At 71.2% G+C, this 26915-nt stretch carries 25 protein-coding genes and 1 riboswitch; of the genes, 16 read left to right on the plus strand and 9 right to left on the minus strand.

The genetic code is table 11. From position 1 onward, the window contains the following. Positions 1-207: 207 nt before the first annotated feature. Positions 208-837 carry a UbiX family flavin prenyltransferase gene (locus AC2CHE_RS00560; protein WP_484502881.1) on the plus strand — a complete coding sequence of 210 codons (630 nt, stop codon included), beginning with the start codon at positions 208-210 and terminating at the stop codon, positions 835-837. 27 nt (positions 838-864) lie between these two features. Here AC2CHE_RS00560 and AC2CHE_RS00565 read toward each other — a convergent pair whose 3' ends face one another. Next, positions 865-1134: a BldC family transcriptional regulator gene (locus AC2CHE_RS00565; protein ID WP_484502882.1), complete on the minus strand. Its 270-nt coding sequence runs from the start codon at positions 1132-1134 to the stop codon at positions 865-867. Positions 1135-1402: 268 nt separating this feature from the next. On the opposite strand from AC2CHE_RS00565, the gene AC2CHE_RS00570 reads away from it, so the two are divergent. After that, on the plus strand, positions 1403-1861 hold the full coding sequence (locus AC2CHE_RS00570; protein WP_484502883.1) for an Lrp/AsnC family transcriptional regulator: 459 nt from the start codon (positions 1403-1405) through the stop codon (positions 1859-1861). Positions 1862-1898: 37 nt separating this feature from the next. After that, complete coding sequence (cds1, locus tag AC2CHE_RS00575) at positions 1899-2990, plus strand: L-cysteine desulfhydrase Cds1 (RefSeq protein ID WP_484502884.1); 1092 nt, start codon at positions 1899-1901, stop codon at positions 2988-2990. Between the two features lie 36 nt (positions 2991-3026). On the opposite strand, the gene AC2CHE_RS00580 is transcribed toward cds1, so the two are convergent. The 4 genes from AC2CHE_RS00580 to AC2CHE_RS00595 all read right to left on the minus strand — a co-directional run bounded on the left by AC2CHE_RS00580 (position 3027) and on the right by AC2CHE_RS00595 (position 9057). Then, positions 3027-3656, minus strand: a complete 630-nt coding sequence (locus tag AC2CHE_RS00580; RefSeq protein ID WP_484502885.1) for a putative glycolipid-binding domain-containing protein — start codon at positions 3654-3656, stop codon at positions 3027-3029. A 77-nt stretch (positions 3657-3733) separates the two neighbouring features. Then, entirely contained in the window at positions 3734-5266 is a 1533-nt protein-coding gene (locus AC2CHE_RS00585; protein ID WP_484502886.1) for a DEAD/DEAH box helicase, read from the minus strand. Positions 5267-5440: 174 nt separating this feature from the next. After that, the gene (locus AC2CHE_RS00590) at positions 5441-5683 is read right to left on the minus strand and encodes a hypothetical protein (protein ID WP_484502887.1); all 243 of its coding nucleotides are present in this window, start codon (positions 5681-5683) and stop codon (positions 5441-5443) included. Between the two features lie 1646 nt (positions 5684-7329). Beyond that, on the minus strand, positions 7330-9057 hold the full coding sequence (locus AC2CHE_RS00595; protein WP_484502888.1) for a C40 family peptidase: 1728 nt from the start codon (positions 9055-9057) through the stop codon (positions 7330-7332). A 249-nt stretch (positions 9058-9306) separates the two neighbouring features. Here AC2CHE_RS00595 and mqnE point away from each other — a divergent pair, with 249 nt between their 5' ends. The 7 genes from mqnE (at position 9307) to AC2CHE_RS00630 (ending at position 16550) form a co-directional block, all read left to right on the plus strand. Then, on the plus strand, positions 9307-10476 hold the full coding sequence (gene mqnE / locus AC2CHE_RS00600; RefSeq protein ID WP_484502889.1) for an aminofutalosine synthase MqnE: 1170 nt from the start codon (positions 9307-9309) through the stop codon (positions 10474-10476). A 24-nt stretch (positions 10477-10500) separates the two neighbouring features. After that, a complete protein-coding gene (locus AC2CHE_RS00605) occupies positions 10501-10923 on the plus strand; it encodes a hypothetical protein (RefSeq protein ID WP_484502890.1) in 423 nt (140 codons plus the stop codon). Positions 10924-10960: 37 nt separating this feature from the next. Next, complete coding sequence (locus AC2CHE_RS00610; protein WP_484502891.1) at positions 10961-11254, plus strand: DUF4229 domain-containing protein; 294 nt, start codon at positions 10961-10963, stop codon at positions 11252-11254. Positions 11255-11430: 176 nt separating this feature from the next. Next, the gene (locus tag AC2CHE_RS00615) at positions 11431-13311 is read left to right on the plus strand and encodes a M14 family metallopeptidase (RefSeq protein WP_484502892.1); all 1881 of its coding nucleotides are present in this window, start codon (positions 11431-11433) and stop codon (positions 13309-13311) included. A gap of 169 nt (positions 13312-13480) precedes the next feature. Continuing rightward, positions 13481-13541, plus strand: a riboswitch (cobalamin riboswitch). A gap of 109 nt (positions 13542-13650) precedes the next feature. Further along, positions 13651-14586 carry an ABC transporter substrate-binding protein gene (locus tag AC2CHE_RS00620; protein WP_484502893.1) on the plus strand — a complete coding sequence of 312 codons (936 nt, stop codon included), beginning with the start codon at positions 13651-13653 and terminating at the stop codon, positions 14584-14586. Positions 14587-14625: 39 nt separating this feature from the next. Beyond that, a complete protein-coding gene (locus AC2CHE_RS00625; protein ID WP_484503024.1) occupies positions 14626-15717 on the plus strand; it encodes a FecCD family ABC transporter permease in 1092 nt (363 codons plus the stop codon). Further along, on the plus strand, positions 15714-16550 hold the full coding sequence (locus AC2CHE_RS00630) for an ABC transporter ATP-binding protein (RefSeq protein WP_484502894.1): 837 nt from the start codon (positions 15714-15716) through the stop codon (positions 16548-16550). Before AC2CHE_RS00625 ends, AC2CHE_RS00630 begins: the two co-directional genes overlap by 4 nt. A gap of 51 nt (positions 16551-16601) precedes the next feature. Here AC2CHE_RS00630 and AC2CHE_RS00635 read toward each other — a convergent pair whose 3' ends face one another. Together AC2CHE_RS00635 and AC2CHE_RS00640 are read right to left on the minus strand one after the other, a co-directional pair. After that, positions 16602-17366, minus strand: coding sequence for a VOC family protein (locus tag AC2CHE_RS00635; protein ID WP_484502895.1), 765 nt, complete (start codon positions 17364-17366; stop codon positions 16602-16604). A gap of 135 nt (positions 17367-17501) precedes the next feature. Continuing rightward, complete coding sequence (locus AC2CHE_RS00640; protein ID WP_484502896.1) at positions 17502-19577, minus strand: HelD family protein; 2076 nt, start codon at positions 19575-19577, stop codon at positions 17502-17504. 173 nt (positions 19578-19750) lie between these two features. Between AC2CHE_RS00640 and AC2CHE_RS00645 the strand changes: the two genes are divergently transcribed. From AC2CHE_RS00645 to AC2CHE_RS00655, 3 genes are read left to right on the plus strand one after another with little or no spacing between them, the layout of a single operon-like run. After that, entirely contained in the window at positions 19751-20332 is a 582-nt protein-coding gene (locus tag AC2CHE_RS00645; RefSeq protein ID WP_484502897.1) for an ArsR/SmtB family transcription factor, read from the plus strand. Between the two features lie 42 nt (positions 20333-20374). Continuing rightward, positions 20375-21685 (plus strand): MFS transporter, encoded by a 1311-nt coding sequence (locus AC2CHE_RS00650; RefSeq protein WP_484502898.1) that lies wholly within the window; start codon positions 20375-20377, stop codon positions 21683-21685. Between the two features lie 33 nt (positions 21686-21718). Continuing rightward, positions 21719-22570 carry a menaquinone biosynthetic enzyme MqnA/MqnD family protein gene (locus AC2CHE_RS00655; protein ID WP_484502899.1) on the plus strand — a complete coding sequence of 284 codons (852 nt, stop codon included), beginning with the start codon at positions 21719-21721 and terminating at the stop codon, positions 22568-22570. A gap of 18 nt (positions 22571-22588) precedes the next feature. Here the strand turns inward: AC2CHE_RS00655 and AC2CHE_RS00660 are convergent, their stop codons facing one another. Continuing rightward, a complete protein-coding gene (locus AC2CHE_RS00660; protein ID WP_484502900.1) occupies positions 22589-23518 on the minus strand; it encodes a serine hydrolase in 930 nt (309 codons plus the stop codon). After that, entirely contained in the window at positions 23518-24495 is a 978-nt protein-coding gene (locus AC2CHE_RS00665) for a hypothetical protein (protein ID WP_484502901.1), read from the minus strand. The genes AC2CHE_RS00660 and AC2CHE_RS00665 overlap by 1 nt, the downstream gene beginning before the upstream one ends. A 354-nt stretch (positions 24496-24849) precedes the next feature. Here AC2CHE_RS00665 and paaA point away from each other — a divergent pair, with 354 nt between their 5' ends. The 3 genes from paaA to paaC are packed head-to-tail and all read left to right on the plus strand — an operon-like array spanning position 24850 to position 26911. Continuing rightward, positions 24850-25905, plus strand: coding sequence for a 1,2-phenylacetyl-CoA epoxidase subunit PaaA (paaA, locus tag AC2CHE_RS00670; protein ID WP_484502902.1), 1056 nt, complete (start codon positions 24850-24852; stop codon positions 25903-25905). Continuing rightward, a complete protein-coding gene (gene paaB, locus AC2CHE_RS00675) occupies positions 25902-26189 on the plus strand; it encodes a 1,2-phenylacetyl-CoA epoxidase subunit PaaB (protein ID WP_484502903.1) in 288 nt (95 codons plus the stop codon). Before paaA ends, paaB begins: the two co-directional genes overlap by 4 nt. Then, entirely contained in the window at positions 26186-26911 is a 726-nt protein-coding gene (gene paaC / locus AC2CHE_RS00680) for a 1,2-phenylacetyl-CoA epoxidase subunit PaaC (protein WP_484502904.1), read from the plus strand. The genes paaB and paaC overlap by 4 nt, the downstream gene beginning before the upstream one ends. Positions 26912-26915 lie beyond the last annotated feature (4 nt).

The following is a 26915-nucleotide window of genomic DNA, read 5'->3' on the forward strand; positions in this document are numbered from 1 at the left end:
GCCGGCCGACGACGAGATGGTCCCCACATCCTTCCGGTCGGCTCCCACGGTGCTTTCGTCCCCGGCAGCATGCCAGCTCCCGGTGACCCCCGCAGACCCGCCGGGCAACGGTGGCGTAACGGCTCAGCCTGCGACGATCATGGGCACCTCGGACAGAGTTCCCGGGGTGCTCGACCAGCGCCCGTGGTGACCAGGCAGGCTGAGGGCATGCGCCAACCATGGGTGGTCGGGGTGTCCGGGGCATCCGGCACGCCGTACGCGGCCGCAGTCGTACGCGGGTTGCTCGACGCCGGGGAGCCGGTGGACCTGATCGTCTCCCGGGCCGCCCGGCTGACCGTCCTCGACGAGACCGGACGGCCGTTCCGGGACGCTCACTGGGCGGCGGACCTGGCCGCCTGGATCGGGCGGGACACCGCTACGGCGGACCTGCGCCACTGGCCCGCCGGCGACCTCGCCGCCGGACCGAGCAGCGGCTCCTACCCGGTACGGGGGATGGTGGTGGTGCCCGCCAGCACGGCGGCCTGCGCCGGCATCGCCATCGGCCTGTCCAAGGATCTGTTGCAGCGCGCCGCCGAGGTGAATCTCAAGGAACGTCGGCGGGTGGTCGTCGTGCCCCGGGAGACTCCGGTGACCCGAAGTCACCTGGAACACCTGATTGCGCTGCATGACGCCGGCGCGGTGGTGCTGCCGGCCAGTCCCGGCTTCTACGGTGCGGGTGCCGCCGCCTCCGGAGCCCAGCTGGTGGACTTCGTGGCGGGCAAGGTGCTCGACGCCCTCGATGTGCCGCACACCCTGTTCAAGCGGTGGGCCGGAAAGTTGAACGCGGACCGGACCTGACGGCCGATCCGCGTTCCGACCCGCAACTCAGTACATGCCGGCATTTGCCGGGCCCGCAGGGCCGGTCGAAGCGGATGGGCCCGCGTTGCGCGGTCTATCCATCTCGTCCGCCTCGTCCAGCATGCCCTCCCCTTCAAGCAGGGCTCGCACCTCGGATTCCCGAAACCGGCGATGCCCTCCTGGAGTCCGGATGCTCCCGATCCGGCCCGCCGCCGCCCATCGCGTCACGGTTTTCGGGTCCACCCGAAACAGTGCGGCGACCTCACCCGGTGTCAGCAGGCGATCTCCAGTGTCCACAGCCCCCTCCTCGCGTCGACGAAGCCCCCGGCTGAACACACTGCCCCCGGCCGGTGCGAGCCCAGAGCCGTCATGAGGGACGTATGGCAATTACAGCACCAGCGACCGGGCGTGTCCGCCAAACGCGAAAAACGCACTGAGTGGGAAGTTAGTAAATGGTACCGGCGTCGCGGCCTCCGAACCCCGGGTATGCGAACTGTCACCCGCTGCCAGATCAAACGGATACCGGAGTCCGGGTGTCGCGCCGCGCCGACTAGGGTCACAGACCGTGGACGCCATCGACCTCAACCTCGTGGACCTGCTCCGCGGCAACGCTCGGCTGTCGTACGCCGAGTTGGCCCGCCAGGTCGGTCTTTCCGCTCCGGCAGTGCACGAAAGGGTCGGGAAGCTGGAGGCCGGGGGCGTCATCCGGGCGTACCGCGCGGAGGTTGAGCCGGAGACCATCGGGCTGGGGGTGACCGCCCTGATCGGCATCATGGAGGACTCCGGGGCCGACACCGACGACGTGCTGGAGGCGTTCCGGGCCATGCCCGAGATCGAATCCTGCTACTTCATGGCCGGCGTCGAGTCCTTCCTGCTCAAGGCCCGGGTGGGTACCATCGCCGAGCTGGAGCAGTTGATCGTACGGCTGAACCGGACACCCGGGGTCGCCTCCACCCGTACCGGCATCGCGCTGTCGACCAAGTGGGAGAACCGACCGCAATCGGTTGCTCCGCCGACGGCCTGAGCCCGAGCAGCACAGGTCAACTTGCTAGGTTTCGAGCGTGACTCATCTCGACCGGTGCGACGAGGCCAGCCGGCGGTGGGTGACCGAGGCGATCGCAGCGGTGGAAGCGGACGCGAACCGGTCCGCCGACACCCATCTGCTGCCGTTCCCGCTGCCCCGGCACTGGGGGATCGACCTCTACCTCAAGGACGAGTCGGTCCATCCGACCGGGTCGCTGAAGCACCGGCTGGCCCGTTCCTTGTTCCTCTACGGGCTCTGCAACGGCTGGATCGGACCGGCCACCACGATCATCGAGGCGTCCTCCGGCTCGACGGCGGTTTCCGAGGCGTACTTCGCCCGAATGCTCGGGTTGCCCTTCGTCGCGGTGATGCCCGCCTCCACCTCGCCCGAGAAGATCGCCCAGATCGAGTTCCAGGGCGGTCGGTGCCATCTCGTGCGGGACCCGGCGAAGGTGGTCATCGAGGCACGCTGGCTCGCCGAGGACTCCGGCGGGCACTACATGGACCAGTTCACCTACGCGGAGCGGGCCACCGACTGGCGGGGCAACAACAACATCGCCGAGTCGATCTACGCGCAGCTCGCCCTGGAACGGCATCCGATACCGGCCTGGATCGTGGTCGGCGCGGGTACCGGCGGCACCAGCGCCACCATCGGCCGCTATGCCCGCTACCGGCGGCTGCCCACCAAGCTCTGCGTGGTCGATCCGGAGAACTCCGCGTTCTATCCCGGCTGGCAGGCGGCCGACTGGTCGGTGCGCACCGGCCGGGGTTCCCGGATCGAGGGCATCGGCCGGCCGATCGTCGAGGCGTCGTTCCTGCCCTCGGTGGTGGACCGGATGGTGCAGGTGCCCGATGCGGCCTCGCTGGCGGCCATGCGAGCCGCGTCGGCGGTGCTGGGCCGGCGGGTGGGTGGCTCGACCGGCACCAACCTGTGGGGTGCCTTCGGCCTGATCGCCGAACTGCTGGCCGCCGGCCGATCCGGCTCGGTGGTCACCCTCATCTGCGACGCGGGCGACCGGTACGCCGACACCTACTACGCCGACGAGTGGGTGGCCGGGCAGGGCCTCGACCTGGCACCGCACCTGGCCACCGTCGACCGGTTCCTGACCGACGGCTCCTGGCCGACCTGAGCCGCCGACCAGAGCCGCCGGCTTGCGGCGGAAGCCTCAGCGGGTGGGCGCGCGTTCGGCCAGGCCGGGATAGCGCAGCACGAAGCCTTCCGGGTCCACCTCGACCTCGGCGCTGAAGCCGCCGCTGGCGTACCGGAAGCTGTTCGGGCCCAGCCCGGTGTACGTCTGCTCGGTGGGGAGCACGGTGAGACTGGGCAGCAGCACCCAGGCCACGCTTATCGAGTGGGCGGTGTCGGGGGGTGCCGTGTTCAGGCCGAGCCGGCGCAGCGGCAGGGTGTTGAACAGCGGTGAGCCACCCAGATCCACGTCGAGGGCGTCGGCCAGCCGATCCGGGTCCTCCAGGCCGGGCAGCCCGGCCGGGGCGTGCCCCGCGGCGGTCAGGACCGCGTCGAGGTCACCCTGCTCGGCGGCGGTCACCCGCCACCGCTGCGTCGCCCGTTCGAGCCGTACGTTGCGCCGCCACCCGGCCCCCTCGACCTCGACCTCCAGGCGGACACTGGCCCAGTCGGTGTCGGTGGCCACCTGGTAGCGACAGGTGTAGGGAACCGGGTCGACGGCCAACTGGGTGCCCGTCGCTGTCAAGCCGTGGCCGTCGTCGACCAGGGCGTGCTCGGCACCGGCGGTGTCAGTACGGGTCCATAGCAGTGACTTCGGCGTGGTCGGCATGAGCCGGACGTTACGCCACCCGGCGGAGCCGGGCAGCGTATGCGCCGGAGATCAGCACCGCGAGCGGAGCGCGGCGGTCAGTAGCTGCGGGCCCGCGGCCGGCCACCCGTCCCACGCCGTTCCTCGCGTGGCCGGTCGTGCGTGTTCCAACCGTCCGACCGACCGCCCCGGTCACCGCCGAAGCGGCGCTCGCCGCGCGGGTTGTCGTGGTGCCGGCGGTCGCCAGGTGCCTGCTCCGCGAAGCGACGTTCGCCCCGGTGACCGTGGTCGGCGTAGCGGCGCTCGCCGCCCGGCCGGTCGCCGAAGCGCCGGGGGCCGCCCGGCCGGCTGCCGCGCCGGGGCTCCGGCTCGTCGCGTACCGGCACCCCGCTCGGCTCCCGCGCCCCGGTCAGCTCGGCCAGCACGGGGTCGCCGACGCGTACCCGGGACTGGGCCGGCTCCACACCGGCCTTCTCCAGCATCGCCAGGGTGGTGCGGCGCTGCTTCGGCAGCACCAGGGTGGCCACCGCGCCGGCCTCACCGGCCCGGGCGGTACGCCCCGCACGGTGCAGGTAGTCCTTCGGGTCCTTCGGCGGGTCGACGTGCAGCACGAGGGAGACCCCGTCGACGTGGATGCCCCGCGCCGCGACGTCCGTGGCGACCAGGACGTTCGTCCGCCCCTCACGGAACTCCGCCAGCGTGCGGGTGCGCATCCGCTGGGTCTTGCCCCCATGCAGCCCACCGGCCCGTACGCCGACGGCGGCGAGCTGCGTGACCAGCCGGTCCACGCCCAACTGGGTACGGGCGAAGACGATGGTCCGGCCCGCCCGCGCGGCGATCGACGCGGTCACCGGGAACTTCTCCTGCGGCGGAATGAGCAGCAGGTGGTGGTCCATCGTGGACACGGCGGCGGTCGCCGGTGCGGTCGAGTGGGTGACCGGGTCGGTCATGAACCGCCGCACCAGTGCGTCGACGTCACCGTCGAGAGTGGCCGAGAAGAGCAGTCGCTGCGTGCCCGCCGGCGTCTTCGCCAACAGCTCGGTGACCTCGGGCAGGAAACCCATGTCGGCCATCTGGTCGGCCTCGTCGAGCACGGTGATCTCGACGTCGTCGAGCTGGCAGACACCCCGGTCGATCAGGTCGGCGAGCCGACCCGGCGTGGCCACCACCACCTCGACGCCGCGCCGCAGGGCATCGATCTGCCGGTCGTACGGCACCCCGCCGACGGTGGTCTTGAGGAACACGTCGACGGCCTTGCCCAGCGGCATCAGCGCATCGTTGACCTGCATGGCCAGTTCCCGGGTGGGCACCAGCACGAGCGCCCGTGGACGTCGGGGGCGGGCCCGCTCGCCGGCGGCGATCCGGGCCAGCAACGGCAGCCCGAAGGCGAGCGTCTTACCGGAGCCGGTCTGCCCACGGCCCAACACGTCGCGTCCGGCGAGCGCGTCCGGCACGGTGGCCTGTTGGATCTCGAACGGCGTGGTGATGCCCTGTCGGTCCAGGGCGCGGACCAACTGCCGGGGAAGCCCGAGCGAGTCGAAGGTGACCGGGGCGGTCGTGCCGGCCGGCTGCGGCGCGGCGGAAAGGTCGGGGGAGAACGGGGGCGTGCCGAGGTCAGTGGAGGTGGTCAAGAAATGCCTTTCGAGCGGGGCGCATCTTCGCGATGTCCCGCTGCGGCCGTGGCCGCCGGATCTTCCGCAAGAACGCCCATGGGCGCGCGTGACACGCGCCAGGTCAATGATCAGAGACAAGTGTACGGCGGTCGGCGCCTGCTTACCCGCGCCGGAGTCGCGTAGTGGGCGGACTCACCAACGATCCACAAGCCGTCGGTCGTCCGCGAGGCCACTGCTCGCGCTGGGCAGCGCGTCGTTCGCGAACAGCACCACAAGGACGCTGATCGCCACCAGCATCCCCAGCGCGACCGCCATCAGGATCACGACCCGGAGGTTGCTGCGGGACCGCTCGGCCGCCGTGTCCGCCCAACCCTGCGCCAGGATGTGGCCGGTCAACGAGCCGGAGGTCTCCTGATCAACGGTCGGGAACACCACCGTCGCCGAACTATCAAGTCCGGCGTAGTACGCACTCAGGTCGGAACCGCCGGGACGCTGCGTTGGCGCAGGCCCGGGCGGGCGGTACGGCTGTTCCGCTTCGGCCGGACGGGGCGTGCGCTCCGGCTTCCCGGGCGGCCGGACACTTGGCGGCGATCCGGTCTCGGACGTCCCGACCCGCGCGGCCTGTTCGGACGTGCTGCTCTGGGGTCGCGTCGCACCCGGATCCTCGCCCGGCGGGTCCACCGCCGCGAGCGACCCGGCGGAGCCCGCGAGCGAACCGGCGGAGCCCGGGCGCAGTCCCGGACGGGACGAGGGTCGAGGCGCGACCCCCGGCGAACTGGGCCCAGGCTCGTCACGGCGGCCGGCGGGGTCCGTCGGCGGCGGCCAGACGGGCAGCGCCGGTGCCGGCACTACCGGAGCCGCGTCAACCTCGCTTGGGCCGTCGGACGGAACGCTTCGGGACACGGCAACGGACGGCGTGGGTCGGGCGGTGGCCGGTGGGGGCGGGAACGGCGGTGCCGGCATCGGACCCGGTGGCGGCGGTGGTGCCGGTACGGGTGGGCTGGGAGGGGGCGTCGGCGGACCCGGAACCGGTGGTGCGGGTCGGGGGGTGGGCGGAACCGGGGCCGGTCCCGGCGGGTACGGACCGGGCGTCGGTGGCGTCGGTGCCGGCGACGGTGGGATCGGCCCGGGCGCCGGGGGATGGGGTGCGGGTTCCGGCTCGGGCGCGGGTGGCGTGGGCGGTTCGGCCGGCCTGGCCACGTGAGCCGGAGTGGAGCGGTAGACACCTGTTGCCTTGCCGCCGCCCCCGGCGGACTGCGCCTCGTCCACGCTCACCGGGCTGAGGTTGGGTACCCGAACGCTGGCCCGTGCCGGGTCCGGTGCTGCCGGCGCCGGGCTCGGCCGAATTTCCTCCCGCTGACCGGGAACGTTGGCCGTGCCGGTCACCGAAGCCGCTCCGGTGGGATCGACACTGCCGCTCGTGCCCACCGGTCCGGCGGTGGCCCGGTACGTGGTGCCCCCGCCGGTCACGGTCGGTCCGTCGCCGGCCGGTGGCTGGCCGTGAGTCACGTCGCCGGGCACCGTCGCCCCGGCGACGCCCGCCCGGCCCCGGGCCGGTCCCGCCGCCCGGCCGGCGACGTCCGCGATCGGACGGGGGGTGGGCGGTTGAGCAACAGGTTCGGCCGACTCATCGGCCGTTCTGTCCGGGACGCCGCGCATAGCCGGCTGCGACTCGACGGCGGGGGTGGGCTCCGGCTTGGGGGCAGGGGGCGGGTCCGCCGGCCCCGCCGGAACCTCTTGCTCCGTCATCGTCGCCTCCGCGCCACGCTCGCCACCGACCCGTACCGCCGGACCGGAGTGCCTGAGTGACACCGTGCCACATTCCGTCCGCGCAGCACACCCGGAGTGTGTACCCGCGTTGTGGTGTGATCAGTCGCCGGCAGACCGGACATCGACAGACCCTTATCAGCGTGGACGTCGTGGCCGGCCTGCGGCCACGGATGGATGTCCTCCGAGCGTCATGTCTCTGTGACATGAAAATGTCACAGAGACATGAGGGTTCAGGTGAAGTCTCCAAACGCCCTGTTGCTCTCGGTGACCGGCGGTCGTCGCGGATCGACGGGTGCGATGTCGGGGTCAGGTCACCGTCCGCCGACCGTGGACGGGCGGGCCGAGGCGCTGTCCTCCGGCGCCGCGCTGCTCGCCTCGGTGGTCGGTTCGGCCTTGCCGGCGGCCGTGGTCGGCGCGACGCTGCCGGCTTCGAGGGTCGGTGCGGTGGTCCTGGACGCTGAGGTCGTCGCCGACGGGGTGGTGGTCGCCGACCGGGTCGCCGACGGGATGGCCGGCGGGGTGGTGGTCGCCGACGGGGTGGCCGGCGGGGTGGTGGTCGCCGGCGGGGTGGTGGTTGCCGGCGGGGTGGTGGTTGCCGGCGGCGTGGTGGTCGCCGGCGGCGTGGTGGTCGCCGGCGGCGTGCCGCCCGACGAGGTGGGGGAGGGAGTCGGCGTCTTCGTGGGCTTGGGCGTCTTCGTGGGCTTCGGCGTTTTGGTGGGCTTCGGCGTCTTGGTGGGCTTGGCCGTCTTGGTGGGCTTGGCCGTCTTGGTGGGCTTCGGCGTCGGCTTGGGCTTGGGTGCCGGCGGCTGCGACGGGGTGGGCGGGGACGTCGGCGCCGGCACCGCGCCCACCACCCGGGTCGCGGCGTAGAGCCGGGACCACCGGACCGTGGAGATCTTGACCACGTCACCGGTGGTCGGTGCGTGGATCATTTTGCCGCCGCCGACGTACATTCCCACGTGATGGATGCTGCGCCAACTGCTGCCCGAGGCGAAGAAGAGCAGGTCGCCGGGAAGTAGAGCGGTGCGAGGCACCGTCCGCGAGCTGGTTGCGCGGTACTGGTCCCGCGAGACTCGCGGCAGCTGTCGGTAACCCGCCGATCGGTATGCCGCCCACATCAGGCCCGAGCAGTCGAACGAGTTCGGTCCCTCGGCCGCCCAGACGTACGGGTCGCCGAGCTGTTTCCGGGCGTACGCTACGGCGGCCTTTGCCGTGAGGTGCGCGGCCAGCCCACCGGCGGACTGGTCGACGTAGTCGGCACCGATCTGCTGCTCGGCCGTCTCCTGTTGGCGGGCCAACTTGACCAGCTGCGTGGAGTTCTCGTCGCGCAGCTTGATTAGCTCCGCCTCGGCGTCGCGTAGCGCCTGCTGGGTGGCGGTGTACTGCTGCTGAATGACCTGGAGCCGCGACTGGGTGGCGGTGAATGCCTGCGTCGCCACCTGCTCGATGGCCCGGGCGCGTGTCATGCCGCCGGCGGCGGGGCGGGTGTCGTGCCCGACCTTCTCTCCCCGGTAGGCCCGGCCGAGCAGATCCAGGTCGCGCAGGTCGGTGGCGAAGCCGCCGGGCGGTAGCGCGGCGGCAACCTTGATCGCTTCGGCGGCTGCCTGGTCGGCACGCTGCTGCGCCTGCTGGACCGCGCCCCGGGCGAACTCCAGATCACGCTCGGCGGTGCGGAGCTGGGTCTGCACCTCGTTGCGCTGCTGTTCGAGTTCGAGTAGCCGGGTGCCCAACTCGGCGACCCGCGCCTCGGCGGCCGTGATCCGGGTCTCCAGCGTGCTGGCACCGGGAGCGCCGAGCGCCGGTGGCGTCAGGCCCGGAGTGTTACCGGCGGGCATGCCGGGTAGTTGGAGCGGACCGGTGGCCGCGGGACGGGAGCCGCTGTCGGGCACCGTGACGGGTATGCCGGGCTCGGCGTACGCCGGTGCGGCGAGGACCGTGCTGGCGACCGCGGCGAGCAGGGCGGACCAGAGCGCCGGACGTAGCACCGGTGAGACCGCCGGACCTCGTCGCCACTGCCTTCCGTCCGTGCTGTCGATCATCCCGCTCCTCGTCCGGTCGTTGCTCTGCCACGCTCGGTCGGCGCGGCGCTTCGGGACGCTACCAGCGTGTGTCGTGCCCCACCCTGTCTTACCTCAGGTGGTGCACTGATGTCGATGTCCGGCCGGATAACGGGAGGCTGAGAGTCTGCTGCCAATGACCACGGTGTGAGTTGCCGCCGCGGCCGACGTAGGCTCGGGTGGCGACCGCGTTCCGGTCGCGACCGCAGGTGGAAGGGGACGGGGCTTTCGATGGACGCCGGACTCAAGCGCGAACTCGAGGCGAAGGTGTACGCGGGGGAGCGGCTGACTCGTGAGGACGGGATAGCCCTCTACTCCAGCGACGATCTGACCTGGTTGGGGCGGCTGGCCCACCACAGGCGCACCGAGATGAACGGTGACCGGGTGATGTTCAACGTCAACCGGCACCTGAACCTCACCAACGTGTGCAGCGCGAGCTGCGCGTACTGCTCCTTCCAGCGCAAGCCGGGCGAGAAGGACGCGTACACCATGCGCATCGACGAGGCGGTTCGCAAGGCCAAGGAGATGGAGGACGAGCAGCTCACCGAGCTGCACATCGTCAACGGCCTGCACCCGACGCTGCCCTGGCGTTACTACCCCAAGGTCCTGCGCGAGCTGAAGGCCGCGCTGCCGAACGTGAAGCTCAAGGCGTTCACCGCGACCGAGGTGCAGTGGTTCGAGAAGATCAGCGGACTGGGCGCCGACGAGATCCTCGACGAGTTGATGGACGCGGGCCTGGAGTCGCTGACCGGCGGCGGTGCGGAGATCTTCGACTGGGAGATCCGCCAGCACATCGTCGACCACGCCTGCCACTGGGAGGACTGGTCCCGGATCCACCGGCTGGCGCACACCAAGGGGATGAAAACCCCGTCGACCATGCTCTACGGCCACATTGAGGAGCCCCGGCACCGGGTCGACCACGTACTGCGGCTGCGTGAGTTGCAGGACGAGACCGGCGGCTTCCTGGTCTTCATTCCGCTGCGCTACCAGCACGACTTCGTCGACTCGGCGGACGGGAAGATCCGTAACCGGATTCAGGCCCGCACCACGATGGCCTCGCCGGCCGAGTCGCTGAAGACCTTCGCGGTCTCCCGCCTGCTGCTCGACAACGTTCCGCACGTCAAGTGCTTCTGGGTGATGCACGGACTGTCGGTGGCTCAGCTCTCGCTCAACTTCGGTGTCGACGACCTGGACGGCTCGGTCGTGGAATACAAGATCACCCACGACGCCGACTCGTACGGGACGCCGAACACCATGCACCGCGACGACCTGCTGCACCTCATCTGGGACGCCGGGTTCCGTCCGGTCGAGCGCAACACCCGCTACGAGGTGGTCCGTGAGTACGACGCGGCCCCCACGCTGGCCGAGCGTCGGGCCGAGCCGCAGCAGGTCTGGGCCTGATCCGACGCGTACCCTGGCACGACGATGGCCGAGCAGCAGAGCGCGTTTCCCCGCCGGGACGCCGAGGGGCGGGTCCGCACCCTGGGCGACCTGGTGGGTGTCGGCCTGGCCGGGGTGGTCATCGGGCTGCTCGTGCTGGTGCTCCTCGACGTCGCCTTCGCCTGGTTCGGTGCCGGTGAGTTCGGCCAGGCGAACGGCTGGCTCGCCGTGATCCTGCCTGCCTGGCTGTTCTGGGAGGACTTCCGGGCGTGGGATTTCGGTGCGCCCCGGGTGGTGGCCGCGCTGGTGGCCGTGGCGATGGCGGTGGTCTCCGGACTGCTGGTGGCCGGGGTGGCCACGGCGCTGCCGCCGCTGCTGTCCGGCGTGCTCGCCGCGACCACGTTCACCGTGGTGTACGCGATGATCTGGTTTCCGGGCGTGCGCTGGCTGGCCAACCGGACCGGCTGAGGCAGAGTGACGACGTGAGCGAGCGGAGCGAACGAACGTGAGTGCGGCGGTCAAGTACACGCTCGGCCGGATCGGTCTGTTCGTGGTCGTGGTGGCGGCCCTCTGGCCGGTCGACCTGGACATCTTCCTCAAGTTGATCCTGGCACTGCTGTTCTCCGCAGCGCTCTCGTTTTTCCTGCTCAAGGGCTGGCGTGACGAGATGGCCGAGGAGATGGCCGCCGCCGCCGAGCGTCGCCGCGGGGAGAAGGAGCGGCTGCGGTCCGCCCTGGCCGGCGACGACCAGGCCGACGACGACGCGACGGGTGATCGGCCCACCGACGGGAAGGGCTGAGCGCTCCGGTGACCGGGTATCCGGTCACCTGAACTTCCGGTCGGCGGAAACATGTCGCCGACATGAGTATCCGGTTGGGATGGACCCAACAACGATTAATATTGATATGACCATGTGACAGGTGGTGGGCTGTCCGCTACCGAGCGGGGGATCCCCGCGCCTCCAGGAGGTTGTCCATGGCCTTCCGTTCCATCCCCGTCCGTCGTGCCCTGGCGCTCATCGTTGCCGCCGGGCTCGGCCTGCTCATCGTCGCCGCGCCACCGGTCTCCGCCGAACCGGCGCCCGACCGGGACCAACAACCGGCCGCCGTGCCCTACCGGGTGCTCGGCCCGAAGACCCTCGCCGACCGCAACGCGGTGGCCCGTACGGGTGCCGCCATCGACTACTCCGAGCACGGCGTGCTGCACGTCTCGGCCACCCGGGCCGAGGCCGCCGCCATCACCCGGCTGGGGTTCCGGCTGGAGGCGGTCGCCGCGCTGCCAACCGACCGGGGACAGGCCGACGGCGACGTCGGTGTCCTCGGCTTCCCGTCGGCCGACTCCAACTACCACGACTACCCGGAGATGATCGCGGCGGTGAACAAGGTGGTCGCCGATCACCCGACGATCGCGCGAAAGATCAGCATCGGTAGCTCGTACGAGGGTCGTGACCTGGTCGCGGTGAAGATCTCCGACAACGTCGCCACCGACGAGAACGAGCCGGAAATCCTGTTCAACGCGCAGCAGCACGCCCGCGAGCACCTGACCGTCGAGATGGCGATCTACCTGCTCAACCTCTTCACCGACAACTACGGCTCCGACTCGCGGATCACCAGCCTGGTCAACGGCCGGGAGATCTGGGTGGTGCCCTCGGTCAACCCGGACGGCAGCGAGTACGACATCGCCACCGGCTCCTACCGGTCGTGGCGCAAGAACCGCCAACCCAACAGCGGATCGTCGTACGTCGGCACCGACCTGAACCGGAACTGGAGCTACAACTTCGGGTGCTGCGGCGGCTCGTCCGGCTCCACCTCCTCGGACACCTACCGGGGTCCGTCGGCGTTCTCCGCGCCCGAGACGCAGGCGCTGCGCAACTTCGTCAACAGCCGGGTTGTCGGCGGGGTGCAGCAGATCAAGGCCAACATCGACTTCCACACCTACTCCGAGCTGGTGCTCTGGCCGTACGGCTACACGTACAACAACACCGCCCCGGGAATGAGCGCCGACCAGTACAACACCTTCGCCACCATCGGTCAGCAGATGGCGGCGACGAACGGCTTCACCCCGCAGCAGTCCAGCGACCTGTACATCACCGACGGCAGCAGCATCGACTGGATGTGGGCCGAGCACGGCATCTGGGCGTACACCTTCGAGCTGTATCCGGGCTCGGCCTCCGGCGGCGGCTTCTACCCGCCCGACGAGGTCATCCCGCAGCAGACCTCGCGTAACCGCGAGGCGGTGCTGATGCTTTCCGAGTACGCCGACTGCCCCTACCGGGCCATCGGCAAGCAGGCCGAGTACTGCGGCAGCGGTGGCGGGGGGACCACGGTCTGGTCGGACACCTTCGAGACCGCGACCGGCTGGACGACCAACCCCAACGGCACCGACACCGCGACCACCGGGCAGTGGGAGCGGGGCGCCGCGCAGGCCACCAACTCCAGCGGAGCCAAGCAACTCACCCCGTACGCGGGCAGCAACGACCTGGTGACCGGCGGGCTCGCCGGCAGCGGCGCGGGTGCCTACGACATCGACAGTGGGGTGACAAGTGCCCGATCGCCGGCTGTCGCACTGCCGTCCAGCGGCACGTTGACGCTCTCGCTGGCCTGGTATCTCGCCCACGGCTCGAACGCGTCGTCGGCGGACTACTTCCGGGTCAGCGTGGTGCACAACGGCGGCACCACGGCGCTGCTCACCCAGTCCGGCGCGGCCAGCAACCGCAACGGTGCCTGGACGGTGTCGAGCCTCAACCTCACCCCGTACGCCGGCCAGTCGATTCGGATTCTGGTGGAGGCCGCGGACGCCTCGACCGCCAGCCTCGTCGAGGCGGCTGTGGACAACGTCACCATTACCTCCTCCTGAGCTGAACGGGGCCCCGCCATCCCCCTCGCGCGGGGCCCCGTCCAGGGACCAAACGGGCAGACCGGGTTCTCCCGGCAGCTCACCGCCGGGCCTCCGGCAGCGCGACCGGCCTGCTCAGCGGGGCGCTGACGCGACGTGCGCTACGGTCTTAGCGACCCGTTCCAGCGAAGCCGGTGCGACACCGGCGCTGTCCCGCAACTGTGATGCCCCGTTCGCGGGGACGAGCCAGGTCGCCTGGGGCGCGGTCGCGATCCGCGCTCTCGAGGAAGGGCGCCTCGCGGACGGGTGCCCCGGCTCCCTGTCGGCGAAGCAGCACATCCTCGACCGACAGGAGGACCGATGTTCAGACGTACCCCCGCAGTCTTCGCCGCCAGCCTGGCGGTGGCCGCGCTCGCGCTCGGCGCCTGCGCCGAGAAGACCACCGACACCCCCGCCGCCAGCGGCAGCCCGAGCGCCGCCACCTTCCCCGTGACCGTCGGGTCGCTGACCCTGGAACAGCGGCCCGAAAAGATCGTCTCGCTGTCGGCGACGGCCACCGAGATGCTCTTCGCGATCGGTGCCGGCCCGCAGGTCACCGCGGTCGACGACCAGTCCAACTTCCCGGCGGACGCACCGAAGACGGATCTGTCCGGCTACCAGCCGAACGCCGAGGCGATCGCCGCGAAGGACCCCGACCTGGTGGTGCTCAGCAACGACCGCAACAAGATCGTCGACCAGCTCACCAAGCTCAAGATCCCCGTTCACCAGGCTCCGGCGGCGCAGACCCTCGACGACTCGTATCGGCAGCTCACCGAGCTGGGCACGCTCACCGGCAACACCGACGCGGCGGCCGACGTGGTCCAGCGGATGAAGGACGACATCACGAAGATCGCGGCCGAGGTGCCGCAGCGGGCCGAGGCGCCCACCTACTTCCACGAGCTGGGCCCGGAGCTGTACACCGCCACCAGCAAGACCTTCATCGGTTCGATCTACAGCCTCGCCGGGCTGGAGAACATCGCCGACGCGGCCGACGCCGACGGAAAGAACGGCGGCTACCCGCAGCTGTCCCAGGAAGTGATCATCGACGCCGACCCGGACTTCATCTTCCTCGGCGACGTGCGGCAGGCCGGTCAGACCGCCGACAAGGTCAAGGCCCGGAGCGGCTGGGCGTCGCTCAGCGCGGTGCAGAAGGACCAGGTCGTGGAACTCGACGACGACATCGCCTCCCGGTGGGGACCGCGCGTGGTGGACCTGCTGCGGGCCATCGTGGACGCCACCGCCAAGGCCGCCGAGTGACGCTGACCGTCGAGCGCTGAACGGATCGTGCACGACGTGCTGAAGCGTGGCCGACTCGGCACGCCGGTCGGGGCGGCCACCCCGCCCCGGCCGGCGGGCCTGCGGAAACGTTGGCTCGCGGCCGGGGTGCTCGCCGTGCTCGTCGCCCTGGTGGCCGGGGTCTCGCTCGGCCCGGTCAGCCTGCCGCCCGGCAGCGTCGCGATCGAACTGCTCAACCTGCTGCCCGGGGTACGCCTGGACAGCGGGCTGACCGAGCGGGAGATCGCCATCATCACCGAGCTTCGACTGCCCCGGGCGGTGCTGGGTCTGCTGGTCGGCGGGCTGCTCGCCCTGGCCGGCGGCGCCTACCAGGGGGTGTTCCGCAACCCGCTGGCCGACCCCTACCTGCTCGGCGTCGCGGCCGGGGCCGGGCTCGCGGTCACCGTGGTGCTGACCCTGGGCGTCGGCGTGGGCGGAGCGTTGAGCGGGCTGCCGGACACCATCCCGCTGGCCGCCTTCGTCGGCTCCCTCGGCGCGGTGGCGATGACCTACCTGCTCGGTGCCGCCGGTGGACGTAGCCGCTCCCCGGCGACCCTGATCCTGGCCGGGGTGGCCGTCTCCGCGTTCCTCAGCGCCGGGCAGACGTACCTGCTGCAACGACACGCGGAAAGCATCCAGCAGGTGTACTCCTGGCTGCTCGGGCGGCTGGCCACCGCGGGCTGGCAGGACGTCCGGCTGGTGCTGCCGTACTTCCTGCTGACCAGCGTGGTCATCCTGCTGCACCGGCGGGAGTTGGACGTGCTCTCGGTCGGCGACGACGAGGCGGCCAGCCTCGGCCTGCATCCGCAGCGGTCCCGGTACCTGCTGATCGCCGCCGCCTCGCTGGGCACCGCCGCCGCCGTCTCCGCCTCCGGCCTGATCGGTTTCGTCGGCATCATCGTGCCGCACACCGTACGGATGCTCGCCGGGTCGAGCTACCGGGTGATCCTGCCGCTGTCGTTGCTGTTCGGTGGGGCCTTCCTGGCGCTGACCGACGTGGTGGCGCGCACCGCCGCCGCACCGCAGGAGATCCCGATCGGGGTGGTCACCGCGCTGCTGGGTGGGCCGTTCTTCGTGGTGGTGCTGCGCTCGGCCCGGCGGGTGCTGACATGACCGGCTCGTCGACCGCGCTCGCCGTCGACCTGCGCGGTTTGCGGATCAGCCTGGACGGTACGCCGATCCTCGCGGGCGTCGACCTGACTGTCGCCACCGGCGAGTGGGTGACGGTGATCGGTCCCAACGGCGCGGGCAAGTCGACGTTGCTGCGCGCCGTCGGCGGCCTGCTCCCCGCGCCGGACGCCGTCCGGCTCTTCGGTACGCCACTGGGCGAGCTGCGCCGCCGGGAACGCGCCCGGGTGGTGGCCACGGTCGCCCAGTCGCCGGTCGTACCGTCCGGCATGGCGGTGCTGGACTACGTGCTGCTCGGTCGTAACCCGTACATCCCGCCGTTGGGCCGGGAGTCCGCCGCCGACCTGGCCGTGGTGCACGAGGTGCTCGACCGGCTGGACCTCGCCGGCTTCCACGCCCGGGAGCTGGCCACCCTCTCGGGCGGTGAACGGCAGCGGGTCTTCCTGGCCCGGGCGCTGGCCCAGGGCGCCACTCTGCTGCTGCTGGACGAGCCCACCAGTGCCCTCGACATCGGCCATCAGCAGGAGGTTCTCGAACTGGTCGACCAGCTACGTCGGACGCACGGCCTGACGGTGCTGGCCACCATGCACGACCTGTCCATCGCCGGTGAGTACGCCGACCGCATGGTCCTGCTGGCCGGCGGCCGCATCGTCGCCTCCGGCACTCCCGACGAGGTGCTCACCGAGGACCTGCTGGCCCGCCACTACCGCGCCCACGTCCGCGTCATCCCCGGACCCCACGGCCCCCTCGTCCTCCCCACCCGCCCCACCCGCGCCGATCATGCAGTTGTCCCACCTGACAAAAGCCGCGAAGACTAACGAAGCGACAACCACAACTGCATGATCGACGGGCAGAGGTGGGCGGGCGGGTCAGGGAGTGAGTGCGATGAGGGAGAAGAGGGCGCCGTGGGGGTCGCGGAGGGCGGTGAGGCGGCCGGCGGGGACGTCACGCGGGGGGACCAGGATGGTGCCCCCGAGTTCGGCGGCGCGGGCTGCGGTGGCGTCCGCGTCGACGACCGAGAAGTACAGCGTCCAGTAGGCCGGCGAGTCGGCCGGGAACTCGCCGCTCAGCGGCGGCATCATGCCCGCCACCAAGCGGTCGCCGAGCCGCCACCCCGTGTAGGCGACCTGGCCCATCGGCTCCTCCTCCGGCTGCCAACCGAAGACCAACTCGTAGAAGATCCGTGCCCCGTCCGGATCGGGGGTCACCAGTTCGGTCCAGCTCATCGCACCGGGCACGTCGAACACCTCGGCCCCGGCGAAGGTCATCGGCTGCCAGACGCTGAACGCGGCCCCGGCGGGATCGGTGAAGACCGCCATCCGACCCCGGTCGAAGACCTCGAACGGCGGCACCACCACCTGTCCACCGGCCCGTTCCACCCGGCCGGCGACCAGATCGGCATCGTCGGTGGCCAGGTATGTCGACCAGATCGGCACCTGGTCCGGTACGGCCGGTGGGCCCGCCCCGGCCACCGCCCGCCCGTCGAGCAGGAAGACCGTGTACCCGCCCGACTCCGGCTCGGGGTCGACCCGGCCGGTCCAGCCGAACAGTTCCGGATAGAACCGCCGGGCCGCGTCGAGTCCCGGCGTCGCCAGGTCGGCCCAACAGGGCGTACCCGGTACGACGCTGACCACGGCCACCCCTCCCGACCTGCGGCGACCACCGGTCGGCCGCCCTTCTCGGCATGGTGGCACCGGTACGCCGTCGTTCGGGGTGGAAACCGGGGGAACGTCAACTGAACCGGCGACCCGGTCCCGTGCGGTCGGGAGTCAGCCGAGCGGTGCGGGTAGCGGCGTGGCGTGCAGCACGGACAGCCGGGACACCGCCCGGGTGAGCACCACGTACAGCCGGTTCAGGCCGCGTGGCTCGGCGGTCGCGATGGCGGCCGGTTCGACCGCGATGACGTGGTCGTACTCCAGGCCCTTGACTAGGGTCGCGGGCATCACCGTGACGCGCGCCTCGGTGGCCGGACCGTCGGCGGTCGCGGTCTCGATTGCCGCCTCGGCCAGCGCCGCCCGCAGCCCGTCCACGGTGTCGTCGACGGCGATCACGGCGATCGACCCCTCGAACGTGAGCGCCGTCCGCACCTCGGCCACCGTCGCGGCGGCGAGATCGCTGACGGTACGCACCGCAAGCGTGCCGTCGCTGCGCAGGGACTCGGCCGGCGGCACGTCGACGGCCAGCGCCGGAAGCAGCCGGTTGGCGAAAGCCAGCACGGCGGCGGGCACCCGGAACCCGATGGTCAACGGCACCACCGTCGCGTCCGGCTTGCCCAGGTGGCGCAGGCTGTCCCGCCAGTCGCTGGCCGCCCACGGCGCGGTGGCCTGGGCCAGGTCGCCGAGGAGCGTGAGCGAGCCGTGCTCACTGCGTCGGGCGATGACCCGGCACTGCATCGGGGAGAGGTCCTGGGCCTCGTCCACCACCACATGCCCGTAGCCGGCCGGGCGTTCCAGCAGGCCGGCCGCCTCGTCGATCAGCACCGCGTCGGCGGCCGTCCACCGGGTCGCCTTCGCTGTTCTTCCCCACCCGGTCCCGGTGGTGGGACGGCCGGACCCGGCGCTGGTCAGCAGCCGCTGCTCGTCGGCACCGAGCAGGCCGTCGGCGGCCTGGGCGAGCCGGTCCGGGTCGGTGTAGAGCGCGTGCAGCAGGCCGTCCGGCGTGAGCGCGGGCCACACGGCGTCCAGGAATGCGGCGACCGGATTCGACCGGCTCATCCGGCGCAGCCACGCGTCGCTCGGCGACTCCGCGCGCCGCGTTTCGGCCTGCCGTTGCAGCAGTCCGACCACCCGGGCCCGGACCCGGTCCCGCCCGACGGCGTACGGCAGGCGCTCCGCGCGGGTGTCCTGGACCAGCCGGTGCAGCGGCTCCAGCCCGATCCGCCAGCGGAACGAGCCGTCGGAGACGAGCACCGGTTCCGCCGGCTCGCCGACGTACGCGTCGACGGCCCGGCGCAGCACCTCGGCCATCCGCGGGTCGTGCTTGAGCGTGGCCACCACCGGTGGATCCACCGCGCGTACCGGCACCCGGTCGACCAGGTCCTCCACGGTGGCCTGCTCCACCTCGACCTCACCGAGCGCGGGCAGCACCGCCGCGATGTAGCCGAGGAAGGCCCGGTTCGGCCCCACGACCAGCACCTTCGACCGTCGCAGCCGCTCCCGGTAGAGGTAGAGCAGGTACGCCGCCCGGTGCAGCCCGACGGCGGTCTTGCCGGTGCCCGGGGCGCCCTGCACGCAGATCGAGTCGGCCAGGTCGGCCCGGACGAGTTCGTCCTGCTCGGGCTGGATGGTGGCGACGATGTCGCGCATCGGCCCGACCCGGGGTCGTTCGATCTCGGCGGTGAGGATCCGGCTGGCCGTGCCGAGTTCCTCGCCCCGGTCGAGGTGCTCGTCCTCGAAGCTGGTCAGCTTTCCGTCGTTGAAACCGAACCGGCGGCGTACCGCCAGGCCCTGCGGATCGCGGGCGCTGGCCCGGTAGAACGCGCGCGAGACCGGCGCCCGCCAGTCCAGCACCAACGGTTCGCCCTGCTCGTCGGTGACGTGCCGGCGGCCGACGTGGTAGCGGCGGCCGGCGTGTTCGGCATCCGCGTCGCCGAAGTCGAGCCGGCCGAAGAAGAGCGGGGTGCGCGGGTCATCGGCCAGTTCGGCGACCCGCCGGGCAAGGTGCCGGCCGAGCTGCTCGGCGGTGTACGCGTCCCCGGCCACCTTGTCGCCGGTGGCGAAGAGCGCCTCGGCGCGTTCCCGCATCCGGTGCAGCGCCGCCCGCGAGCGGGTCAGGTGCGCCCGTTCGGCGGCAAGTTCGTCGTCAAGTGCGGGTGGTTGGGGGATTTCTCGGGCGTGCAGGCTCATCCACGGACTCCTCGACACGGGAAGAAGGCTGCCGCTCGCGTTTCCGACTCGTGGGTCGGCGCGGGGACGTCCGCTGCGGTGCTACTCACCGCGGCCGTCGGGCGGAACGAACAGCCTACTCCCGGGACTGCCGGGGACAACCGGTTTTCGGTCCGGCGGGGGATCATGGGGACATGACGCAGGCGCACTCCGAGCCGCCCCGGGTGACGATCAGCGACCCGCAGACGCTGCGGGCGCTCGCTCACCCCGCCCGGCTCGCGATCATGGAACATTTGGCGACGACCGAGGGCGCGGTGACCGCCACCGAGTGCGCCGAGGTGGTGGGCCTGTCGCCGAGCGCGACCAGTTACCACCTGCGGGCACTGGCCAGGTTCGGCCTGGTGGAGCAGGCGCCGAGCCGGGGGGACGCCCGCGAGCGGCTGTGGCGTGCCGCGATCCTGTCGTGGGGAATCGACGCCGGTCGGGACGCCGACCCGTCGGTACGCGACGCCGAGCAGACCCTGGTCGAAGTTTTCCTGGCCCGGGAGCTGGAGCGTAGCCGGGACTGGCTGCGCCGGGCTCCGGACGAGTCCGAGGAGTGGTATCGCAGCGCGATTCTCAGCGAGTCATTGTTGCTGCTCACCGCCGAGGAGCTGGCGGAGGTGAACGAGGCCGTGACCGCCCTGCTTCGGCCGTACCGCATACGCACCCGGACCGATCCACCGCCGGGGGCCCGTCGGGTCGCCGTCCAGTACCGGGCGCTGCCGCTGGCCTGAACGTACTTGCGCCAACCAGATGTGAAGCATTACTTTCGAAGTATGTCCTTCACATCTGGCGGGTCGCGTTGGGCCGACGTCGCCCTGGCCACCGCCGCCCGTGGCTTCGCCACCTGCGGGCAGTTCCTCGCGGCGACCACGCTGACGCTGGCCCTCCAGTCGTCCGGCGCGGGTGGCCGTGCCGTCGCGGGGATGCTGCTGGCGGCGACGCTGCCGCTCGTGGTGCTCGCCCCGCTGACCGGTCGGCTCGCCGATCGGGTGGACAGCCGGATGCTGCTGGTCGGAGCCGGACTGGCCCAGTCGGTGATCTGCCTGGCGCTGGCGTACGTCGACCATCCGTTGCTGGTCGTGGGGCTGGTCGCGCTGCTCGCCAGCGGCCTGGCAGTCGCCCAGCCGGGGCTGGCCGCACTGGTGCCCGCCATGGTGCTTCCCTCGGATCTGCCCAAGGCCACCGCACTCAACCAGACCGCCGGCACGCTCGGTGTGCTGACCGGGCCGGCCGTGGCCGGGTTCCTGGTGGGAGGCTTCGGTGCCCGGGTACCCCTGTTGATCGCCGCACTCGTTTATCTGCCGCTCGTCGTCGCCGGCCTGCTCGTGCGTACCCGCCGAGGCGGCAGGCGGCAGTTGACGGTGACCAGTGGCGCGGCGGTCGTGGACCGCGACGCCGGGCCGGTTGGCGGCTGGCGCCTACGGCAGGACCCGCTGCTGGTAGCGATGGTGGCGACCCTGGCCGGCGTGATCGCGGCCATCGGCGCGATCAACGTCATCGACGTCTTCTACGTACGCGAAACCCTCGGTGCCTCGGCCTCCGTGTACGGACTGGTGACCGGGGCCTGGACGCTCGGTGTGCTCGGCGGTGCCTGGATCTTCGCCCGGGTGGTCAGGCGGCTCACCGACGACGGCGCCCTGGTCCAGGGCGGCCTGCTGCTGCTCGGCGGCTGCTGCGTGGCGGTGCTGCTCTCGGTGACGGTCCCCACGGCTGCACTGCTGGTGCCGCTCTGGCTGCTCGGCGGCCTCTGCAACGGCGGCGACAACGTCTTCCACAACGTGGTGGTGGCGCGGCGGGTACCCGAGGCGGCCCGCGGGCGGGCCTTCGCCGCCGTGGGTGCCGCGGTGCAGGGCGCGGCGATGGTCGGTTATCTGGTCGGTGGCGTGCTGCTGGAGGCGACCGAACCGCGCCCGCTGATCGTCGGATGTGGGGTGGCCGGGCTGCTGGTGCTGCTCGGCTTCGTGGGACCGGTCCGCCGAGCGGTCCGGACCGAACGCTCCCGCGTCCGGCAACTCCCACCGGCGGGCCCTGCGCAGACGGGGCCGGCGGGTGCGGGGTTGGCCACTTCCGCGCCGTCCGGCTGAGCAGGTCAGGGGCGGCGGGGATACGGTCGGGGCATGGTCGAGCGCCTTGCCCGCCCCCGCGTCGGGCACATCCAGTTCCTCAACTGCCTGCCCATCTACTGGGGGCTGATGCGCTCCGGCACCCTGCTCGACATCGACCTGCGCAAGGACTCGCCGGACCGGCTCAGCGCCCAACTCGTCGCCGGTGACCTGGACATCGGGCCGATCACCTTCGTCGAGTACCTGAAGCACGCCGACGAGTTGCTGCTCCTGCCCGACCTGGCCGTGGGCAGCGACGGGCCGGTGCTGTCGGTCAACCTGGTGAGCACCCGGCCGCTGGCCGACCTCGACGACGCACGGGTGGCGCTTGGCTCCACCTCAAGGACCGGGGTGCTGCTCGCCCAGTTGCTGCTGCGCGAGCGGTACGGGGTCGACCCGGAGTACTTTCGGTGCCCGCCGGACCTGACCCAGATGCTGTTGGAGGCCGACGCCGCGGTGTTGATCGGCGATGTGGCGCTGCGGGCGATGTACGAGGCACCCCGGCAGGGGCTGACCGTGACCGACCTGGGTCAGGCGTGGCGGGAGTGGACCGGGCTGCCGATGGTCTTCGCCGTCTGGGCGGTCCGCCGCGACTTCGCCGCGGCCCATCCCGGGTTGGTCAAGGAGGTGCACGAGGCGTTCCTGCGGTCGCGTGACCTGTGCCTGGCCGAGTTGGACCAGGTCGCCGAGTCGGCGGCCCGGTGGGAGCCGTTCGACGCGAGCACGCTCGCCGACTACTTCCGTACCCTGGACTTCTCGCTCGGTGAGCGCCAGATCGCCGGCATCCGCGAGTTCGCCCGCCTCACCGCCGCCCACGGTGAAACCCCGCCACTACCCCCCACCGGCCCCACCTTCTTCACCCGCTGACCCGCGGGTGCGGCAGGCTCACGGGCTGGTGGTGAGCAGCGCCTCGGTGATCTTCTCGCAGTTCTTCATGCCGTACTCGTAGCCCTTGTTGATCGGGTACTGGAGCATCACGCCCATCGTCCAGGTGTCGCCGATCGCCAGGCAGTTGACGTGGATCTCCTGCTCGCGGGTGCGGTCGACCCAGCCGTTCTTGATGGCGATCTTCTTCGCCTCGGCGTCGGGGAACGCCTTGCGGATGCCGAAGTCACCGGCACCGCGTACCTGGCGCATCTCGCCGAGTAGCCACTTGGTCCACTTCGGGCCGGCGGCCGTGCCCTCGGCGATGCAGTTGCCCAGGCGGGCGGTGTCCCGGGGGGAGAGTTCGGTACGGCTCCAGCCGAGATCGCTCGACACCTTGCTGTCGGTCAGCTCGCAGGTGGACAGCAGCCGCTTGATCGAGGCCGCTCGGCCGATCTGGGTGTAGAGCTGCTCGGTGCGGGTGTTGTCGCTGTCCCGGATGATCCGGGTCAGGTCGTCCAGCTTCGCGTCGCTCGGGGTCTGCCCGGCGTTGGCGGTACGGCGCAGGTAGTCGGCCACGATCCAGGACTTGATCAGGGAGGCGGTGGTGCTGGTCTCGGCCATGTTGTCCGAGCCGATGATCTCCCCCGAGCGGCGGTCCAGCACGCTCCACGCGTACCAGCCGTCGATGTCCAGGTCGATCTCCTCGGCCTCGAACGGCAGCGGCTCGGGCTCCGGCGAGGGACTGGGGGGCGGCCGCACGCTGCGGTCGGTTGAGGTGCCGTCCCGGGCCGCCGGTGACTCACCCTGACCCCACTGGGCGGCGGCGGTGGACTCGAAGGGCGAGCCGGGCAGCAGGCGCAGCGACACCAGGACCAGCCCGATCAGCACGGCCGCGATGGCGATCAGACGCAGCGGCGATGTCTCGCCGTTGCGGCTACGGCCGGCCATCAGAGCTTCCCGATCGGCTGCTGGGGCACCTTCAGAGCACCGCCGGGCTGCGGCGTCACCAACTGGCTCGCGACGCTGGCGCAGATGCCCGCCCCGTAGTCGAGCCCGTTCTGCCTGGGGTAACGCAGCATCACCGCAAGGCTCCACTTCTCGGTCACGGCCAGGCAGTTGACGTGCCAGTTGCCGTCGTAGACGAGGGAGGTCCAGCCGTTCTTGATGCTGACCGGTCCCTGGCTGGTGATCGACTCCGGCAGGCCGTCGATGATGCCCCACCGGCCGCCGCCCTCCGAGGGCTTCTGGTCCTTGGCGGCGGTGCTGCCGCGAACCTTGCTCATCTCGGTGAGCAGCCACTTGGTCCACTTCGGGCCGGCGGCAGTGCCGTCGGCGATGCAGTCGCCGAGCCGTACCGCGTCGCGCGGGGACATCCGGGTGAAACTCCACCAGCCCTCGTAGCCTTTGACGTTGCCGGGCTTGGTGTCGGTGAGGCCGCAGAGGCTGATCGCCCGCTTGATCACGGGACCGGGCTGCCCGTTCGAGGACGCACGGTAGGAACCACCTGCGGCGGCGTAGACCATGTTCGCCCCCTTGTCGCTGCTGTCCCGGATGGCCGCGCTGGCCGCCTTCTTCATCCACGTCGGCGGCTTCTTGTCGCCGAGTTGACGCAGGTAGTCGGCGACGATCCAGGTCTTGAGCATCGACTCGGTCGAGTTGGTCGCGGCCATGTTTTTGGAGCCGGCGAGCTGGTCGGTCTCCCGGTCGAGCAGTGCCCAGGAGAAGAATTCACCCGTGAAGTTCACCGAGACCTTGCCGGCGGCCAGGGTCGGCGGCGGCGGTGGCGCGGGTGTGGGCGCGGCGACGCTCTCCGGGCTGGCCTCCGCCTCGCTGGCGGAGAGCCGGGCGTAGGCGGTCGGCACCAGCATGACGCCGCCGAGCAGTATCGCCGTCGCGGCGAACACCATGGTCACGCTGGATCGCATGAGCGGGCGAGCTCCAGATGTCGGGGCCGGGGGACCGGCTTGTTGCCAGGACTGACCGGTGCGGATCGCCTGGGCCGGGGGAAGTGGCCTGATCTGGCGATCGTCGTCAGCCGATCGGTGTGACGGGAAGTCTACGTGCGGATCGGCGCAATGCCAGGACTCGAACCCTGGCGACTCGCCGTGAGGGTGAGAAAAACGAACCGCTACGCGGTCCTTGCGAGGAATTGTCGCTGATTCGTGACCCAGCTCATAGTTTCCCGCGCCACCGATGGCGATCGGGAGGTGACGGAGGGTGGCCCCGAATTTGTATGACACCCTCTGGCTTATTCAACCCTTAGCTGTAACACTGGGGGCATGTATGGCAATGACTTCCCGGGCGAGGACCCGCCCGGCGGGCTGCTCGGTGAGGTCGAGGCGGCGGAGGCGGCGTTGCGCGCGGCCGCGGCACGTGACCGTGGCGCCGCCGAGCCGGGCCGCGACCTGGCCGCCTACTTCGCCGAGGTCGTCGACGCCGATCAGAAGATCGAACCCCGCGACTGGATGCCGGAGGCGTACCGACGGACGTTGATCCGGCAGATCGCGCAGCACGCCCACTCCGAGATCATCGGCATGCAGCCGGAGGGCAACTGGATCAGCCGCGCACCGTCGCTCAAGCGCAAGGCGATCCTGCTGGCAAAGGTGCAGGACGAGGCCGGCCACGGCCTCTACCTCTACGCCGCCGCCGAGACCCTCGGCATCAGCCGGGACGAGCTGGTCGACCTGCTGCTCAACGGCCGGCAGAAGTACAGCTCGATCTTCAACTACCCCACCCTGAGCTGGGCCGACGTCGGAGCGATCGGCTGGCTGGTGGACGGTGCCGCGATCGTCAACCAGGTGCCGCTGTGCCGCTGCTCCTACGGCCCGTACGCCCGTGCCATGATCCGGGTCTGCAAGGAGGAGTCGTTCCACCAGCGCCAGGGCTACGAGATCCTGCACACCCTGGCGCACGGCACCCCGGCGCAGAGGGCGATGGCCCAGGACTCCGTGGACCGCTGGTGGTATCCGTCACTGGCCATGTTCGGCCCGCCCGACGGCGACTCCACCCACTCCGCCCAGTCGATGGCCTGGAAGATCAAGCGGTTCTCCAACGACGAGCTGCGCCAGCGCTTCGTGGACATGTGCGTCGGTCAGGCCGAGGCGCTCGGGCTCCACATTCCCGACCCGGAGCTACGCTGGAACGACGAGCGCCAGGCGCACGACTTCACCCAGCCGGATTACGACGAGCTGATGCAGGTGATCAAGGGCGACGGGCCGTGCAACCGGCAGCGGATCGAGCACCGGCGCCGCGCCCACCGTGAGGGCGCCTGGGTGCGCGAGGCGGCCGCCGCGTACGCCGCCAAGCGTGCGGAGAGGGAGAAGGTGGCAGTGTGAGCCGGCAACACACCCCGCTCTGGGAGGTCTTCGTCCGAGCCCGGCGCGGGCTGGCGCACAGCCACGTCGGCAGCCTGCACGCGCCCGACGCGGAACTGGCCCTGCGCAACGCCCGTGACCTCTACACCCGACGCCAGGAGGGGGTGTCGATCTGGGTGGTGCCGGCGAGCGCCATCACCGCGTCCAGCCCCGACGAGAAGGACGCCTTCTTCGACCCGGCCGCCGACAAGGTCTACCGCCATCCCACCTTCTACGAGGTGCCGGACGGGGTGGCGCACCTGTGAGCGACGTGCTCTCCTTCGCCCTCTCCCTCGGCGACGACGCGCTCATCGCGGCGCAACGGCTGGCCGAGTGGAGCACCCAGGCACCGGAGATGGAGGAGGACATCGCGCTGTCCAACATCGCCCTGGACCAGCTCGGTGCCGCCCGCCTCCTGCTGTCGTACGCGGGTGAGCTGGAGGGCGCCGGCCGGGACGAGGACGCGTTGGCGTACCTGCGCGACGACCGGGAGTTCCGCAACTGCCTGCTGGTCGAGCTGCCCAACGGTGACTTCGCGGTGACCATGGCGAAACTGCTCGTGCTGGCGGCCTACCAGGTGCCGCTCTACACCGCCCTGGCCGGCTGCCCGGACGAGCGGTTGGCCGCCATCGGCGGCAAGGCCCGCAAGGAGTCCGCGTACCACCTGGACCACGCCGCGCTGTGGGTGCGGCGGCTCGGCGACGGGACGGAGGAGTCACACCGGCGGATGCAGGCCGGTGTGGACGAGATCTGGCCGTACGCCGACGAGTTGTTCACCACATGGCCGGACGCGCCGGTCGACCCGGCGACCCTGCGGTCCGAGTTCGACGACACCGTGACCGCCGTGCTCGCCGACGCGACCCTCGCCGTCCCCGAGGTCGCCTGGACGCCGGCCGGTGGGCGCGACGGCGTGCACACCGAACACCTGTCGTACCTGCTCGCGGAGATGCAGGTGCTGCACCGCGCCCACCCCGGGGCCCGCTGGTGAGCCG

It is taken from the genome of Micromonospora sp. ATLC16, assembly GCF_057196645.1.